This is a genomic window from Flavobacterium sp. FG19 (assembly GCF_057809475.1).
The window spans coordinates 68,582-84,847 of sequence record NZ_JBMDKA010000004.1 but is presented as its reverse complement, the minus strand read 5'-3'; the positions used below and the strand labels follow the sequence as shown (position 1 = coordinate 84,847).

Genomic DNA, 16,266 nt, shown 5'->3' with positions numbered 1-16,266 from the left:
ATAAATCTTAAAATAGCATTAGTATATCTGAATAATTAAAAGTAATTTTGCACCCTATTTTAAAAACATATATGAACAAATTTGAACAATTAGGATTGAATGAATCGTTACTGAAGGCGATTTTAGATCTAGGATTTGAAAATCCGTCAGAGGTACAGGAAAAGGCGATTCCCCTATTATTGGAAAAAGACACGGATATGGTTGCGTTGGCTCAAACAGGGACAGGGAAAACGGCAGCTTTCGGTTTTCCGCTAATTCAAAAAATTGATGCCGACAACAGAAATACACAAGCATTAGTTTTATCGCCAACACGCGAGCTTTGTTTACAGATTACTAACGAACTTAAAAACTACTCAAAATACGAAAAAGGTATTAATGTGGTAGCAGTTTACGGAGGAGCTAGTATTACAGAGCAGGCAAGAGAAATAAAAAGAGGAGCGCAGATTATTGTAGCGACTCCGGGAAGAATGCAGGACATGATTAACAGAGGTCTGGTTAACATTAAAAACATCGATTACTGTGTTCTTGATGAGGCCGACGAAATGTTAAACATGGGATTTTATGATGATATAGTATCTATCTTATCTGATACTCCTGACGAAAAAAGCACCTGGTTATTCTCGGCTACTATGCCGCAGGAAGTAGCCAGAATTGCAAAACAATTCATGAGCGAGCCTCTTGAAATTACGGTAGGAACTAAAAACTCAGGTTCTTCTACAGTTTCTCACGAATTTTACTTAGTAAATGCCCGTGACCGTTACGAAGCTCTAAAACGTTTAGCCGATGCTAATCCGGACATTTTCTCTGTGGTTTTCTGTCGTACTAAAAGAGACACTCAGGCTATTGCCGAGAAACTAATCGAAGATGGATATAGCGCCGCTGCGTTACACGGAGATTTATCTCAGGCACAGCGTGATGGTGTAATGAAATCATTCCGTGGAAGACAAATCCAGATGCTGGTTGCAACCGACGTTGCTGCCCGTGGTATTGATGTTGACAATGTAACACACGTTGTGAACTATCAGTTACCGGACGAAATTGAAACTTACAACCACCGTTCAGGACGTACAGGAAGAGCCGGAAAATTAGGTACTTCTATCGTAATCGTTACTAAAAGTGAGCTGCGTAAAATTTACTCTATCGAGAGAATCATCAAACAAAAGTTTGAAGAAAAAACAATTCCATCCGGAATCGAGATCTGTGAGATTCAGCTGCTTCACTTAGCAAACAAAATTAAGGATACAGAAGTAGATCATGAAATTGACAACTATTTACCAGCCATCAACAATGTTCTTGAAGATTTATCTAAAGAAGAACTGATCAAGAAAATGGTTTCTGTTGAATTTAACCGTTTCATTACTTACTACAAGAAAAACAGAGATATTTCTGTTCAGTCTGCTGGTGAAAAACGTGAAAGAGGAGGTGATTCTGAATCAAGAGAATTCAATAATAACGGAGCAGTCCGTTATTTCGTAAACATTGGTTCAAGAGACAACTTCGACTGGATGTCGCTTAAAGATTACCTTAAAGAGACCTTAGATTTAGGCCGTGATGACGTTTTCAAAGTGGATGTAAAAGAAGGCTTCTCTTTCTTTAATACGGATCCTGAACATACTGACAAAGTAATGGATATTTTAAACAACGTTCAGTTAGAAGGACGTCGTATTAATGTTGAAATTTCTAAAAATGACGGAGGCGGAAGACGTGATCATAACAACCGCGGCGGAAGACGTAATTCAGGAGATTCAAGAAGAGACGGAAACTTTGCTCCAAGACGCGAAGGCGGTTTCAGAAGCGACAGAAACTCTTCAAGAGGAGACGGATTCAGAAGCGACAGAAATTCTTCTTCTTCAAGAAAAGAAGGTGGTTTCAGACGAAATGAAGGAAGTTCTGACAGAGCTCCAAGACGTTCTGAAAGTTTTGGTGATTCAGCAAGACCAAGAAGACCAAGAAGAGATTAATCATTTAATATCTTAATACAAAATCCCAAATTCCGGACATCACTGGAATTTGGGATTTTTTTTTATGTTAAGAATCTTACTCTTTCCATACGTTTTGTAATCCAAAACAATTTAAATTAATCGTCTTTATCCCTTTTTATCAGAATAGTAAAAACTGCCTTACTGCCTTTGTTAATTTTCTTATAATTATATTCACAGACTGCGAAATATTTAATCCTGATTTACTACTTTTAGTGCTTTAAATCAGGATATGAAATATTTCGCAGTTTTCTTTTTTTTATTATTTTCAACTATTGGCTTCGCACAGGATACTGAAAACCTGGCTCCGCAAAGAGTTTCGGGCTACATTATAAATGATGATAGTAAACAGCCTCTTTCCAATGTAAATATCATTAACACCAACAAAGTACGTGGTGCCAAATCAGATTCGAAAGGATATTTTGAAATTGATGTACAGCCTAATGATACCATTCATTTCTCTCTTTTAGGATTTCAATCCTTAAGAATCAGAGTAACCAATGACTGGATCAAAAACAAAGTAACGCGAATTCAGCTTACTGAAAAAGCCATCGCACTTGAAGAGGTAATTATCGCCCCTTTCAGCCTGACCGGTTATCTTGAAATTGATTCGAAATTAATCCCGACAAAAGAAAATTACCGATACAGTATTTCCGGTCTTACACAAGGTTATGAGGCAGGTGAATATTCTCCTAATGCTTTTGGAAAAGTACTGGGATCTATATTTAATCCGGCGGATATGCTTTATAATTTCTTTGGAAAGAACTCCAGGGAACTTAAAAAGTTAAAGGATATGAAGAAAGACGACACTATCCGAAATCTGCTGGAAACCAAATACGACCGTGAAACTATCGCTGTACTTTTAGGAATAAGTAAAGATGAAATTCCCGAAATTATGCATCGATGCAACTATTCGGATGCTTTTATCCAAACCGCAAACGACTTGCAGATTCTGGACGCTATAAGCGGCTGTTATGAACAATATAAGGTATTAAAACGAAATTAAAATAAGTATTCAGTGGTCAGTTTTTTAGTATTCAGGTCTGGAAATTTTACCCTTTATTATAAAAAAGAAAAGCTATCAATATTGATAGCTTTTCTTTTTTATAATACTGATCACTAAAAAACTGACCATTGACCACTTAATTCCTAACTGGAATATTCTCTAAAATCTCAAGAACAAATTTCCAATATTTCTGAGCGGAAGAAATACTAGCTCTTTCATCTGGTGAATGTGCGCCATGAATGGTTGGTCCAAAAGAAATCATATCCATATCAGGATAATTTGTTCCTAAAATACCGCATTCAAGACCAGCATGACAGGCCACAACTTTTGGCTGTTCTCCGTTTTGTTTTTCGTAAATTTCTTTTAAAACTTCTAAAATCTCAGAATTTACGTTTGGAGTCCAACCCGGATAAGAACCCGAAAGTTCCACTTCACATCCTACTAATTCGAAAGCAGAACGTAAAGAATTAGCCAAATCAAACTTTGAAGATTCAACAGAAGAACGTGTTAAACATCCAACCAAAATTTCTCCGTCTTTAATAACAACACGAGCAATATTATTGGAAGTTTCAACCAGATCAGCCATATCAGCACTCATTTTATACACTCCGTTTTGTGCTGCATAAATTGCTCTGATAATTCCTTCCTGAACACCAAGATCCATTACTTTTTCAGGCAGCTCTCCTTTTACGATTTCAATCGTTAAATTCGGCTCAGTTGTTTTATATTCCGCTTTGATATCAGCAATGATTTCCTGCATATCATATACATAAGCTTCATCAAACATTTGAGAAATGATTACCTTGGCAACACTTTCTCTCGGAATTGCATTTCGAAGACTTCCTCCGTTGATTTCAACAATCTGTAAACCGAAGTTTTCAAACCCATCAAACAACAAACGATTCATAATTTTATTAGCATTTCCTAAACCTTTATGAATATCCATTCCTGAATGTCCTCCGTTTAGCCCTTTTACGGTAATTGTATATCCAACAGAACCTTCCGGAACTTCTTCTTCTTCGTATCCTCTTGTAGCCGTTACATCAATTCCTCCGGCACATCCAATATCAATCTCGTCATCTTCTTCCGTATCCAGGTTTAATAAAATCTGTCCTTGCAAAATGCCTCCTTTAAGATTTAAAGCTCCTGTCATTCCTGTTTCTTCATCAACAGTAAACAAGGCCTCAATTGCCGGATGCAGAATATCTTTGCTTTCTAAAATTGCCATAATAGTCGCTACTCCTAACCCATTGTCGGCTCCAAGCGTTGTCCCTCTGGCACGAACCCAGTCTCCGTCTACATACATATCGATTCCCTGCGTGTCGAAATCAAAAACGGTATCGGCGTTTTTCTGGTGTACCATATCCAAATGTCCCTGCATTACGATTGGCTTGCGGTTTTCCATTCCCGGAGTGGCCGGTTTTCTGATGATTACGTTTCTGATTTCATCTTCGAAAGTTTCTAAACCTAAGCTGTTTCCAAAGTTTTTCATAAACTCAATTACACGTTCTTCCTTTTTAGATGGACGCGGAACTTCATTTAAATCTGCGAATTTATTCCAAAGCGCTTTTGGTTCGAGATTTCGTATTTCCTGACTCATTATATTTTGTTTGATGTTTAACAATTAAGAGCTTCAAAGTTACAAAGTTTAATTACTTTTTTAGCCACGAATTTCACCAATTAGCACAAATTATAATGGGTCTAAGCTACATCAAACTGGTAATTAGTGAAAATTCGTGCAATTCGTGGCTAACATTTTTTATCAGTCAAAATTGTAATTATATTTACGAATCCAAAATTTATACTGTGAAATCAAAATACCTTCTTCCCCTATTTCTTTTAGTTCAGATTATCTTTTTAAGAATCCTGAGATATTTTCCAGATTATGTCGAAGGTTTTTACAGTAATAACCTCTTTTTTAGAATTTCGCACTTTTCGAGAATAGCTTTGGGAAAAATTCCTTTTTCTCTTGGCGATTGTATTTATGCTATTTTAATTTTATCTATAATTAGATGGTTTTGGAAAACCAGAAAAACATGGAAAACAGAATGGAAAGATCATATTCTAAAAATCCTGAGTAAAATTTCAGTCTTTTATTTTTTCTTTCATCTGCTTTGGGCTTTCAATTATTATCGCAAACCTCTCTTTGAAAAGATGGAAATTAAAAGAGAATATTCGGATGCTGATCTTTATGCTTTTACCAAAAGGTTAATTGTAAAAACAAATGAAATCCAGCTGGCCATTACACAAAATAAGAATGAAAAAATTGTGTTTCCATATTCTCAAAAAGAATCTTTTGAAATGATTTTGGACGGTTACGATAATTTAGCAAAAGAACATCCTTATTTTAAATACGAAACATTAAGCGTAAAAAAATCATTATTCAGTGTTCCTTTAACTTATATGGGGTTTGGCGGTTATTTAAATCCGTTTACAAACGAAGCTCAAATTAACGATTTGCTTCCAATGTATAATTTCCCTGTTACGACTTCACATGAAATGGCACATCAAATTGGCTACGCCAGCGAAAATGAATGTAACTTTATCGGTGTTTTGGCTTCAGTTAAAAATGATAATTTATATTACCAATATTCCGGATACAGTTTTGTTTTGCGTTATTGTTTAGGAATCTGGAAATACAAAAACGAGCAGGTTTTTAATCAGTTAAAGAAAACCGTTCATCCCGGAATTTTGAAAAACTACAAAGAAAGCGAGGATTTCTGGAAAAAATACGACACTTTTATTGACAAAGGTTTTCATTTCGTTTATGATAGTTTCTTAAAATCAAACAACCAGAAAGACGGTATGGAAAGCTATAGCAGGTTTATTGATTTGATGATTAATTATTACAAGGACAGAAAACTTTAACGTTTAAATACCTAACAGGTTTTGAAGACCTGTTAGGATAATCTATTTATGCATTATCAAGGCAAAACCTCAATTTCCACACCTTTATTCCAATTTTTATGTTCCTTTTCATAGTATAAATAAGCGGACGAAGCGATTCCTTTATAACTTCCGGGAACAATAGCTTTAAAATCGACATTAATTTTACGGGTTTCTTTGGCATTCAATTTTCTGAAATAAAACACTAATTCATTTCCAAAAATTTCATAATAATCTACAATATTTTTTTCTACCAATTCTTTAAGCTGCCAGGGTTCCGGAGTTAGTCCGCCTGGAATTCCTATTCTTGCAATTGGATTCGAAACTTCTTTTGCACTTTTATTTTCAACTTCAATTTGAACTCGAAGCGTTTCGCTTATTTTCACTTTGTTTTGTAAAACGTTAGTTTTTAAAGACAATTTGCATTCTTTAGAATTAATTGGTGTGTACGTGTTGTACTGAACCTGCAAAGTATAAGGCACCATATTGTCTTCCTGAATTTGAATATCAAACTTATTTTGTCCTTCTTTTATTTTTAAATCATTTAAAGCTGCATTTCCACTTTTATCTTTTACAGACAAATCAATCAATTCATCATTAACACTCATTACCGCTTCTTTAACGGCTACTGTATTAATATAAAGCTTATTAAATTCTGTAGTTGCTTTTAATGCCAAAGCAGTCGCTTGCGTCGAACCAAATCCGTAAGATGTTCTGGAAGATTGAATAAAATTTAAAGTTTTTGTGACTTCTTCTGTAATTTCTTTTTCTTTCAATAAAGCAATAGCATACAAGGAAGCGATTTCTATATTCATCGATTTCCCATAACTATTAATAACCGTTTGCTCTGCTTCTAAATGAGTAAAAACTTTTTTATCCATTTCAGTTTTTATCAGACTCATAAGCGATTTGTATTCCGGAATTTTATTCAAATTAAATGCGGTTAAAGCAGCTAGTTCCATTCGGTATAAATCTTTGCTTTTTAAAGCTTCTGCCAAAGCCGTTTGATACTGTTTTTCAATATCAATTTTTCCAATTTCAGATAAAACATACACGATATAGGCGTTATTAACAGTATTTTTTATTCCAGAGAATCCATATTTTCCCGGATTTTGACTGAATCCGCCTTTATCATCTTTTCTGGAATTTAACCATTCTATAGTTCTCTCAATCATTTTCTGATCTACATTAACAAACTCTTTCATTTCATGAAATTGCAATAAACCATAGGCTGTCAATGCTTCATTACCCTGATTGCCGCCATACCATTCAAAACCACCGCCTTTAGACTCGTAATTCTTAAGTTTTTTATACCCAGCTTCCAAATACTTCAAGGCACGTTCCTTAAATTCTGGCGACATGTTTTTAAACTTAAGCAACTGCATCGCCATAATATTTGGATAATTTGAGGAAGAAACCTGTTCAAAACATCCGTGAGGTTCACGCATCATACCTTCAAGAGAACTGAAAATAGCAGAAAATGGATTATAAAACAATTTAAAGTCACTGGTAATAGATCCTGGAAATGAATCTTGAATTTCAAACGCTGCAGTTTGAGATTTTACACCCGAAATATCAATATTGACCGGAAATCCTTTTGAATAGACATCAATTGTTTTTCTAATAGTCATTTTATAATTGTCTCCGGTTAGGGTAATTCCCAGTGGTATATTTGTTCCAATTTGAGACGCAATTAATTTAATCGTAATACTTTTTGTTTCATTTGCTTTCAGTCCCACAGACGCGGTTTGTTCGACTAAATCCTTTTGTTGATAAAAATTAACTTTATACGTTAAGTTTAAGTCCTTGTCTGAATTATTTTTCAGCCAAAGCGGTACTAAAATTACATCTTCCTGCGAAGCATAAAGCGGTACTTTTACATCGGTTTGAATTAACTCTTTTACAGCAAAAACAGCATCCGATTTACCTAAATCACCTTTATACGAAGTTCCTTCTGCAAGAATTTTAAAAGAAGTATTATCATCTGAAGTATAAAACTCAAAATCAGCCTTACCATTTTTATCTGTCTGAATAATTGAATTCCAGTAAATACAAGTTCTAAAATCTGTTTTTTCTTCAACAATTGTTGATTGGTATTTTGGCACATAAAATCTTTCTGCTGCACTTATCACTTTAGCCGAAGTTTTATTTATCTGCTGAAAATAGTACTTGTATTTTTTTCCTAAAAGGATATTTCCTTGAGATAATCTACCCTTCGTCGTAATCAATATTACTCCAGAACTTCCGGCAGATCCATAAATCGCTGCCGCCGAAGCATCTTTCAGAATTGTAACTGATTCTATTGAATTTACCGATAAATTCCCAAAAACGGACGAATTTTCATTATTTACATAAGGAATTCCATCTACAACAATTAAAGGCTGCCCTCCCGCTCTGCTTCCATAAACTGAGCTTAGCCCCCTAATTCTAATTTTGTCTGCAGATCCCGGCTGTCCGGAAGATTCTGTTATTTGAACTCCTGCTGCTCTTCCGCTTAAAGAATTAGTAAGATCTACAGCGCTTATTTTTACAACAGCTCCAGAAAGCATTTTTTTGTTACTAGTTCCGTACCCCACAACTACCACTTCTGATAAATTAGCCGAATCTGATGATAAAGAAATTGGATTTCCTCTAATTTGACCACTTTCTGTTATTGTTTCTTTTGTTTCAGCCGGTCTAAAACTTACTTCTAAAGGAATGCTATTTCTAAGCGTATCCTTCATTTTCAAAAATTCATTACTATTGGTATAGGAATTCGTTATCATATATTGTTTATGGCTTCCTCCTTCAACTACCAAATAAGCAAAGCTTGAAAAAGGAACTTTATTAAACACAAAATAACCGCCTGAATTACTTTTTGTTTCGAAGACTTTACCAGTATCTGAAAAAAGAAGTACTTTTTTCGAAACTCCTCTTCTTCTATGATTAGTAACAAAACCTGCTATCCCTTTATTTTGCTCTGGTTGAATACTATTTTTTATTTCTGAAATTAAATTTTGAAGATTCGCTTGATTGTATTTTCTCCAGCCATGTGTATTCAACAGCAAATCAATGGCTTCTTCTCTTACTTCCTGAGTTTTATTGTCATCAAAATAAAATCTTGGTTCATGTATTTTACCTTTTAATTCAAATCCAAGAAACAGCCAGGACAAAATATTATCCTGTTTATCATCAATATATGTGAGTAATTTTGAATCGACTACAGAAACAGATAAACTTGACGGAATAGGCATATTATTTTTATCTTTTGTTACAATTGAAACATTTACTTTTTCTCTGGGCAAATACGTTTCTTTATCGGTTTTATTTTCGATTTTTAGTCCGTTTTGATAGTTTAGAAAAACCAATCTTTCTGCGACAACATTATCTTTTATCAATAAAGAAAAAGAATGAATTCCAACAGGAAAATCTTTTGTACTGACTTCAATAGTATTCCATCCTTTTTTTAGATTCAGATTAATTGTTTTACAAATTTGGGCAAGATTTCTAAGCAAAACTTTTCCTTCGATTTCCAATGGAGCGTAAATATTCAAAGAAACTTTTTCTGCTTTCTTTTTAGCATTTATTGCAAATACATTTTCTTCTGCTGCTGGTAGCGTTATTTTTTCATTCGATTTAAAAGGAGAAGTTACAACAGCAAAATATTTTTTAGTTCCCTCTGTTTTTAGGATTACATTTCCCATTCCATCATGAATACTTTTAAAATCTGTGATTTTATTTCCGCTTTCATCTTCAATATATCCCGCAACATCCATTGGAAGGCCAAATTCATTTTTAGCAATAAAATATAATGATGATGATTCATTTAGAATCAAATTCCCACTTTCGGCTAAAAACTGTAAATCAACGAAGTTTAAATTAATTGGTATTGAACGTGTTACCGATTCTTTAAAATTATCATAATCAAGCATTACATTTAGAATTCCATCATTAGAATCTAAATTTTCCGGTAATTTAAACTGAACGACAGCTTTTCCTAAATCATCTGTTTTTCCTTTCAGCGAATCGATTTTTTTGCCTGCAATAAAAACATCGTATCGAAATTCATAATTTCGAATTGGCTCATTTTCCAGATTTTTAAGTACAAAATCAGCTTCGCAGGTTTCACCTTTTCCGTACGCTTTTTTCTTAAAATCCAGAGTCACCAAAATTCTTGGAGAAACTACTTTTTGAACAAAAAAGGTTTTCTCGAAAATATTTTCAGCTAACTGGTTTTGAATTTTAGTATACGCTGTTATCTTGTACAAACCAGCAGCGGCATCGTGTGGAATTTTATAAGAACATACAGCGGTGCCATTTTCTATTTCATAATTCTGGCTGATTATTTTTTTATTGCCTTGAAAAATATCAACATATAAATAAGCACTTAATGTACTAGGCTTATTATCACTTTCGGTAACAAATGCTTTAAAAAATACAGTTTCACCAAGATTGTACAATACATTATTTAACTGCACATATACTTTTTCGGTATTAGATTTTTTGTAAACAGAGTTCCAGTCGGCTTCTATATTTTGAGCTGTAATAGTAGTAAATAACAGCAAAAACAATATTGAGAGTATATTTTTCATCATCTTAAAATTTTATAGTTAAAGAAGAACCGAAACTTTTCATCATGGGCGAATTATAATATTCTAAACCGCTGGTATCTATAGAACCAAACATCGCATTGTTACTAAATGCCGTTTTACTTTTGGCTGCAACAAAAACATTATTCATAAAAACAGAAATGGTAAACATTAGTTTATTTCTAAAAATGCCATAATCACTTGTATACGCTAAACTGATGGAATTGAGCCTGAAATAACTGGCATCCTCAACAGCATCTTCGGCTACGCCGGAAACGCCATAACGCACCCAGCGGTTTTGTTCCACCGGAAGATTGCTGTCGTAAAATGAAACTGCTTTGGTATTTATATCGCCCGATTGTGTAACTCCGTTAAAAACATAATTTGTAACACCTCTTTGACTACCTGTTAATTGTGATTTACCATAATAATTTAAAGTCTGTTCCGTTCCATTCCAGACTTCTCCGCCTTTACTCCAGTCAAATGAAAGATTCAGACTAAAATCTTTGTAACGAAATGAATTAAAGAAACCAACTACAAAGTCTGGGTTTGGGTCTCCTAAAATCTTTTGCTGCGGATCTACCATTGGAAAACCTTCATTATCAACAATTACATTTTGATTTTGATCTCTTAAATAGCCACTTCCCAAAAGAACTCCAAGCGGCTGCCCTACAATATAGTTTTTACTGACATCTGCAAAACCTGCAAATGGAATTCGGGTTTGATTATTATTTAAGCTTGTTACTTTGTTTTTGTAATACGTAAAATTCAAATTGAAACCATAACTAAAATCGCTGTTTCGTTCTGTCTGCTTTTCAATTTCAAATTCAAGTCCGTTTTGCTTGTAATTGACATCTGGAGACCAAGTAAAAGAACCCAAATTAGAAACTGGCGCATACATATCATGAACCTTTTTATAATAATACTCTATGTAAAAATTCCAGAAATAAGTGGGTTTATATGATAATGTTAAGTTTGTAATATTCTCTTTTGTCGGAATTGCATTCTTTGGCGTTATGAGCTCCAGATTATTTCTCAGTTCTTTAAATTGATTTACTTGATATTGTAAAGAATTAAAATTCAGATTATTGTTTTGCAATGATGGTTCTGTTTGTGTAAAAGTGTGGCTTGCTGTAAACCCCAAAGAGGTGTTGAACAATCTTTTCATTTCGGCAGCACCGGAATAGCTGAACAAAAAATTATTATTTACAGTAGAGGAATAATTTAAATTGGAACCTGCTTTTAGTATAAATTCTTCATTCGATCCTAAAGCATTACTAAAATAATATGAACCATTTACATTGTAGAAAATTTCAAATCTTTTTTGCAAAACATCCATTTTATCCTGAATTGATCCATTATCAGGTATGTCTGATGGTACCGAAAAACCAGAATAAAAAGTGCGGTCTAAATCTCTTTGCTGCAATCTAAAATCAATTTTTGATTCTATAAATTTCATATATCCAAAATTGCGTTTTAGAACATCTGAAACAGAAAAACTTGTAAATCTCTCAAATCTCTTGTCAAAATTTGGCGCATTAATTATCGCAAAATAAAATCCCTGACCGTTTCTATTTTGAATTTCTGACGATTGAAAGCTGGTGTTTAATGTATTCGAATAATGATCATAGGAATAAATATGATTAAAATTGAAGGAAATCGTTTTACTTTTATTTGGGTCTAAATTATTCTCAATCAAATAATACGGATTGTTTTCATTTACCGAATAACTTCTTTGTAATCCATTTGATAAGGTTGAAGCAAAGTGATTATCAAAATGAATTGGAGTAACTGCATTAGCAAAAATGGCTTTATTTATTCCAAAATTTGAATTGGAGAAATTGTTTTCAAAATCATTATAAGACAAAATCGCATCTATTGTACTATTGTACGAAATCGTTCTGGAATACTTTACAGAAGTAGTAATTTCATTATTTCGACTCGTTGGAATTACAGTATTTCCAGTCTTATATCCAAAATCTATCTTAAGAATATTTCTTTTTGGACTTTCAATTTGTGCGCTAAAAGACAGTTTATTATTTTGTGTATTCTGAAAAAAGTTATTGGAATTAAAAAGCTGCAATGGATTTCCACTGGTAGCATTTCTAGTGATAATATCGCCCTGCGGATAATATTCTGAAGGATTGGCAGAATATTGTAAAGTGCTGACATTTGGCCCCCAGCTGAAAATTTCATTAGTTGGAGGTGATTGATAAGTCAAATTTCCATTTAGGCTTCTGCCTTGTGCAAATTGATTTTGGTACTTAGGAAGACGTATTGGCACTGAATAAACAAACTCCTGATTTACCTGAAATGCAGCTTTCCAATATTGATGATACGTTTTAGCATTATAAACACCTGAATTATCACGACTGATTTTCATTAAGGTCTGCTTGTAGAGATTATAGAAATAATCAGTAATATCAAAATAATAATCGCCCGAAGATTGAGTCGCTTTTATAGAATCTTTTGGCTTTTTTAAATTTTCTAAATAATCATCACTTATTATTGGAGCAACACTACCATCACTTTCCAACTTCATATTAGCTCCAATTGTTATGATTTGAGTTTTCATTCCAACATAGCTAATACGGAGTTTATCACCATATTTAACTTCAATCGAATAATTTCCATTAAAATCTGTAAAGGTACATCTCGAAGTATTTACGACACATACAGATACACCTGGAACAGGTGCTCCTTGTTCACTTACATTACCTTTATAGATTTTTTGCGAAAAACTGGCTGTGGTTATAAGAAGTAAGAGTAATAGCTTTTTCATACAGGCTGGTTGTTTTTTATTATAGAGAACCATTTTTTGCAAAAGGTTGGGAACAATTAAAAAAAAACAAGATATAGTACTAATATTTGTATTTCGTATATTTTTTTTATTTTTAAAGCTGTAACAAAAACAGCTTCATTACTACTAATCCAGATATGAGCGAAAATTTAGAACAGTCATTTGTAGCACAATTGCAGGCCAATCAGAATATAATCCACAAGATCTGTCGGTTATATACTGATGGTGAAGATGCTCATAAAGATTTGTTTCAGGAAATTACCATTCAGCTCTGGAAAGCATATCCAAAATTCAGGGGCGACAGCAAATTCTCTACCTGGACGTATCGTGTGGCTTTGAACACGGCCATTACCCTATACCGAAAAACCAAAAGAACTATATCTACCGTAGATTATGAAAGTCATCAGCATTTCGTAAGGGATGTCGATTACAATTATGAAGAGGAAGAACAGATAAAATTGATGTACAAAGCCGTGTACCAGCTTAACGACATCGAAAAAGCATTAGTATTTATGTATTTAGAAGACAAAGATTATCAGGAAATAGCCGAAACCTTAGGAATCAGCGAAGTGAATGCACGCGTGAAAATGAACAGAATTAAAGGGAAACTTAAAAAAATACTAAATCCTTAAAGATTATTATGAAAGAACTGGATTTATTAAAAAAAGACTGGAAAAAGAACTCGGATTCTTTTGCACAAATTTCTGAAACAGAAATCTACCGAATGATTCATAAAAAATCATCTTCTATCGTAAAATGGATTTTGATTATCAGCATTCTGGAAATTTCGTTTTGGACTTTCTCTAACCTGTTTATTAATACTGACGATGTTTTACGAAAAATAAATCATCCGGAAATTGTAGCGATACTGGAATATCTTACCTATCTGAATTATTTGGTTGGACTGATTTTCGTATTCATCTTCTATAGAAATTACACTACTATTTCGACTACAGTCGCTACAAAATCTTTAATGAGTGCCATTTTAAGAACCCGGAAAACGGTTCAGTATTATGTTTGGTATAATTTAGGAATGATTGTTATTACCTCTATTTTAAGTTTCTTTATTGCCTTTGTTTACAATCCTGATATGGCTTTCCTGAGAGAAAAACTGGCGCTGAACGGAAAAGCAATGCTTACCACTGTTGGAATCCTGATTCTGGTTATACTAGGTTTCTTTGGATTGTTCTGGTGTTTCTACCGCTTATTATACGGAACACTTTTAAGAAGATTGTACGCAAATTATAAGGAACTAAAGAAAATTGATTTTTAGTTTTTAAGACACTAAGGTTCTAAGATACTAAGATGCTAAGGTTTCTTTTGAAAAATAATAGCAAAATCTAAAATCAGAAATCTAAAATAATCAATAATCCCAGCGTCTCATTTTATTGAGTTCTTCCTGTGCTTTAATTTCCTCAGCCGGAATAACTTTTAAAAATGACGGGTGCTGTTCTATAGCGTATTCTACTTTTTCTACAATTTGTTCAATAGAATCATTTTCGTAATCGATTTCAAGAGGTTCTTTGATTATAAAAGACTGCAGAATGTTTTTCTTTTTCATACGAAGTCCTTTTTTATCAAAAGAACGACGGAAACCATCAATTACGATGGGAATTACAATAGGTTTATGCTGTTTGATAATATGGGCAGTACCTTTACGAACGGGTTTAAAAGACTTTGTAGTTCCCTGTGGGAAAGTAATCACCCAGCCGTCTTCAAGTGCTATACGGATATTTTCGGTATCATTTGGGTTTACATCTCTTTTTTCGGTTACGTCAACTCCTTTTGAGCGCCAGGTTCTTTCTACGGTAATCGCTCCCACATAGGCTAAAATTCTGGGAAGTAATCCGGCCTGCATGGTTTCTTTGGCCGCCACATAATAAATATTCATCTTGGGCTGCCATAAATAACCAATGTTCTTAATAGTATCCTGACGTCCGCTTAAACTTGCGTTAAACACATGAAACATCGCCACAACATCGGCAAAATACGTTTGATGGTTCGATATAAACAAAACATTGGTATCCGGAAGCGTTTTAATAATTTCAGATCCTTCGATCTGTAATTCATTAAACCCCCTATATCTTCTGTGTGTCATGGCGCCCAGAATACGGATCAACCATTTCTTGATGAATAATATATGTCCGAAAGGATTTCGTTTAAACAATCCCATAACGCTGAATTTTGTGTTTTTTTGGTTAAGTCGCAAACATACAAAAATTATTCTTTTAGCAACAGCTTTATACCTTTTCCTGAATAAATCACTATTACAATGAATATCAAATTGTTAATTTTATCCTATTACGATTTTTCTGCAAAAGCCGTTTTTAAAACTTCTCTCAATTCACTCAAAATCATCGCTGTTGCTCCCCAGACGATATGATTTTGAATACTAAACGCCGGAACCAGTATATCATTCCCATAAGAAGTTGATAATGTGGCTTCGATCCTAATTTCATCTTCTAAAAAAACAGCTAACGGCAATTCTATAATATCAGCCACTTCGCGCACATCCGGATAAAAGGAAAGCTCCTCCCTGGCAATTCCTAAATACGGATGAACTAAAAAGTTACTGGGCGGAATATACATTGGGCTGAAATGTTTTAGTATTTCTATTTTTTCAGGAAGTATCCCTATTTCTTCATGTGTTTCTCTTAAAGCAGTATTTTCAAAATCAACATCCTCTGTTTCATATTTCCCTCCCGGAAATGCAATCTGAGAAGAATGCACGCCGTTGTATGCATTTCGAACAATCAGAATCAGATGTGTTTTTTCATTTTTAGGATACAACAGCATCATGACGGCGGCAATTCGCGGATTTCTGGAGGCAATATCCAAATCTTTTAAAGCCTGAACACGTTCTTTGGGCGCCATTTTGAGATGTGCCGATTCAGCCGGAAGTTCAATCGGGATTATATTGGGAACAAATTTCAAAAAATCTTGAAAATCCATATTCAAAGCTTATTTTTGTACTTTTAATTTGAACTATAAATATACTTTAGAAAATGCGGTTCTACAAGTTTTCTA

The 16,266-nt window shown here is 33.8% G+C and carries 10 protein-coding genes; 5 read left to right on the top strand and 5 right to left on the bottom strand.

The genetic code is table 11. The features are described 5' to 3' along the window. Positions 1–71 precede the first annotated feature (71 nt). Together ACODST_RS05715 and fjbamP4 are read left to right on the top strand one after the other, a co-directional pair. Complete coding sequence (locus ACODST_RS05715; protein WP_488931154.1) at positions 72–1,961, top strand: DEAD/DEAH box helicase; 1,890 nt, start codon at positions 72–74, stop codon at positions 1,959–1,961. A gap of 250 nt (positions 1,962–2,211) precedes the next feature. Then, positions 2,212–2,985, top strand: coding sequence for a protein BamP4 (gene fjbamP4, locus ACODST_RS05710; RefSeq protein WP_488931153.1), 774 nt, complete (start codon positions 2,212–2,214; stop codon positions 2,983–2,985). Positions 2,986–3,121: 136 nt separating this feature from the next. On the opposite strand, the gene ACODST_RS05705 is transcribed toward fjbamP4, so the two are convergent. Then, positions 3,122–4,585 (bottom strand): aminoacyl-histidine dipeptidase, encoded by a 1,464-nt coding sequence (locus ACODST_RS05705; RefSeq protein ID WP_488931152.1) that lies wholly within the window; start codon positions 4,583–4,585, stop codon positions 3,122–3,124. A 206-nt stretch (positions 4,586–4,791) separates the two neighbouring features. On the opposite strand from ACODST_RS05705, the gene ACODST_RS05700 reads away from it, so the two are divergent. Beyond that, complete coding sequence (locus ACODST_RS05700; protein WP_488931151.1) at positions 4,792–5,853, top strand: DUF3810 domain-containing protein; 1,062 nt, start codon at positions 4,792–4,794, stop codon at positions 5,851–5,853. A gap of 56 nt (positions 5,854–5,909) precedes the next feature. Here ACODST_RS05700 and ACODST_RS05695 read toward each other — a convergent pair whose 3' ends face one another. Beyond that, the gene (locus ACODST_RS05695; protein WP_488931150.1) at positions 5,910–10,445 is read right to left on the bottom strand and encodes a TonB-dependent receptor plug domain-containing protein; all 4,536 of its coding nucleotides are present in this window, start codon (positions 10,443–10,445) and stop codon (positions 5,910–5,912) included. A gap of 1 nt (position 10,446) precedes the next feature. Continuing rightward, the gene (locus tag ACODST_RS05690) at positions 10,447–13,221 is read right to left on the bottom strand and encodes a carboxypeptidase-like regulatory domain-containing protein (protein WP_488931149.1); all 2,775 of its coding nucleotides are present in this window, start codon (positions 13,219–13,221) and stop codon (positions 10,447–10,449) included. Between the two features lie 155 nt (positions 13,222–13,376). On the opposite strand from ACODST_RS05690, the gene ACODST_RS05685 reads away from it, so the two are divergent. Further along, the gene (locus ACODST_RS05685) at positions 13,377–13,871 is read left to right on the top strand and encodes an RNA polymerase sigma factor (protein ID WP_073409791.1); all 495 of its coding nucleotides are present in this window, start codon (positions 13,377–13,379) and stop codon (positions 13,869–13,871) included. Between the two features lie 8 nt (positions 13,872–13,879). Beyond that, entirely contained in the window at positions 13,880–14,512 is a 633-nt protein-coding gene (locus ACODST_RS05680; protein ID WP_488931148.1) for a DUF8845 family protein, read from the top strand. Positions 14,513–14,602: 90 nt separating this feature from the next. Here the strand turns inward: ACODST_RS05680 and ACODST_RS05675 are convergent, their stop codons facing one another. Both ACODST_RS05675 and ACODST_RS05670 read right to left on the bottom strand, forming a co-directional pair. After that, complete coding sequence (locus ACODST_RS05675) at positions 14,603–15,412, bottom strand: lysophospholipid acyltransferase family protein (protein WP_488931147.1); 810 nt, start codon at positions 15,410–15,412, stop codon at positions 14,603–14,605. A 128-nt stretch (positions 15,413–15,540) separates the two neighbouring features. Next, positions 15,541–16,191, bottom strand: coding sequence for an NUDIX hydrolase (locus ACODST_RS05670; RefSeq protein ID WP_488931146.1), 651 nt, complete (start codon positions 16,189–16,191; stop codon positions 15,541–15,543). Positions 16,192–16,266: the final 75 nt, after the last annotated feature.

Excerpts from the sequence above, each read along its gene's own strand:
- ACODST_RS05670 (WP_488931146.1), bottom strand. The coding sequence starts at position 16,191 with ATGGATTTTCAAGATTTTTTGAAATTTGTTCCCAATATAATCCCGATT.
- ACODST_RS05715 (WP_488931154.1), top strand. The coding sequence starts at position 72 with ATGAACAAATTTGAACAATTAGGATTGAATGAATCGTTACTGAAGGCG.
- fjbamP4 (WP_488931153.1), top strand. The coding sequence starts at position 2,212 with ATGAAATATTTCGCAGTTTTCTTTTTTTTATTATTTTCAACTATTGGC.
- ACODST_RS05695 (WP_488931150.1), bottom strand. The coding sequence starts at position 10,445 with ATGATGAAAAATATACTCTCAATATTGTTTTTGCTGTTATTTACTACT.
- ACODST_RS05690 (WP_488931149.1), bottom strand. The coding sequence starts at position 13,221 with ATGAAAAAGCTATTACTCTTACTTCTTATAACCACAGCCAGTTTTTCG.
- ACODST_RS05685 (WP_073409791.1), top strand. The coding sequence starts at position 13,377 with ATGAGCGAAAATTTAGAACAGTCATTTGTAGCACAATTGCAGGCCAAT.
- ACODST_RS05680 (WP_488931148.1), top strand. The coding sequence starts at position 13,880 with ATGAAAGAACTGGATTTATTAAAAAAAGACTGGAAAAAGAACTCGGAT.
- ACODST_RS05675 (WP_488931147.1), bottom strand. The coding sequence starts at position 15,412 with ATGGGATTGTTTAAACGAAATCCTTTCGGACATATATTATTCATCAAG.
- ACODST_RS05705 (WP_488931152.1), bottom strand. The coding sequence starts at position 4,585 with ATGAGTCAGGAAATACGAAATCTCGAACCAAAAGCGCTTTGGAATAAA.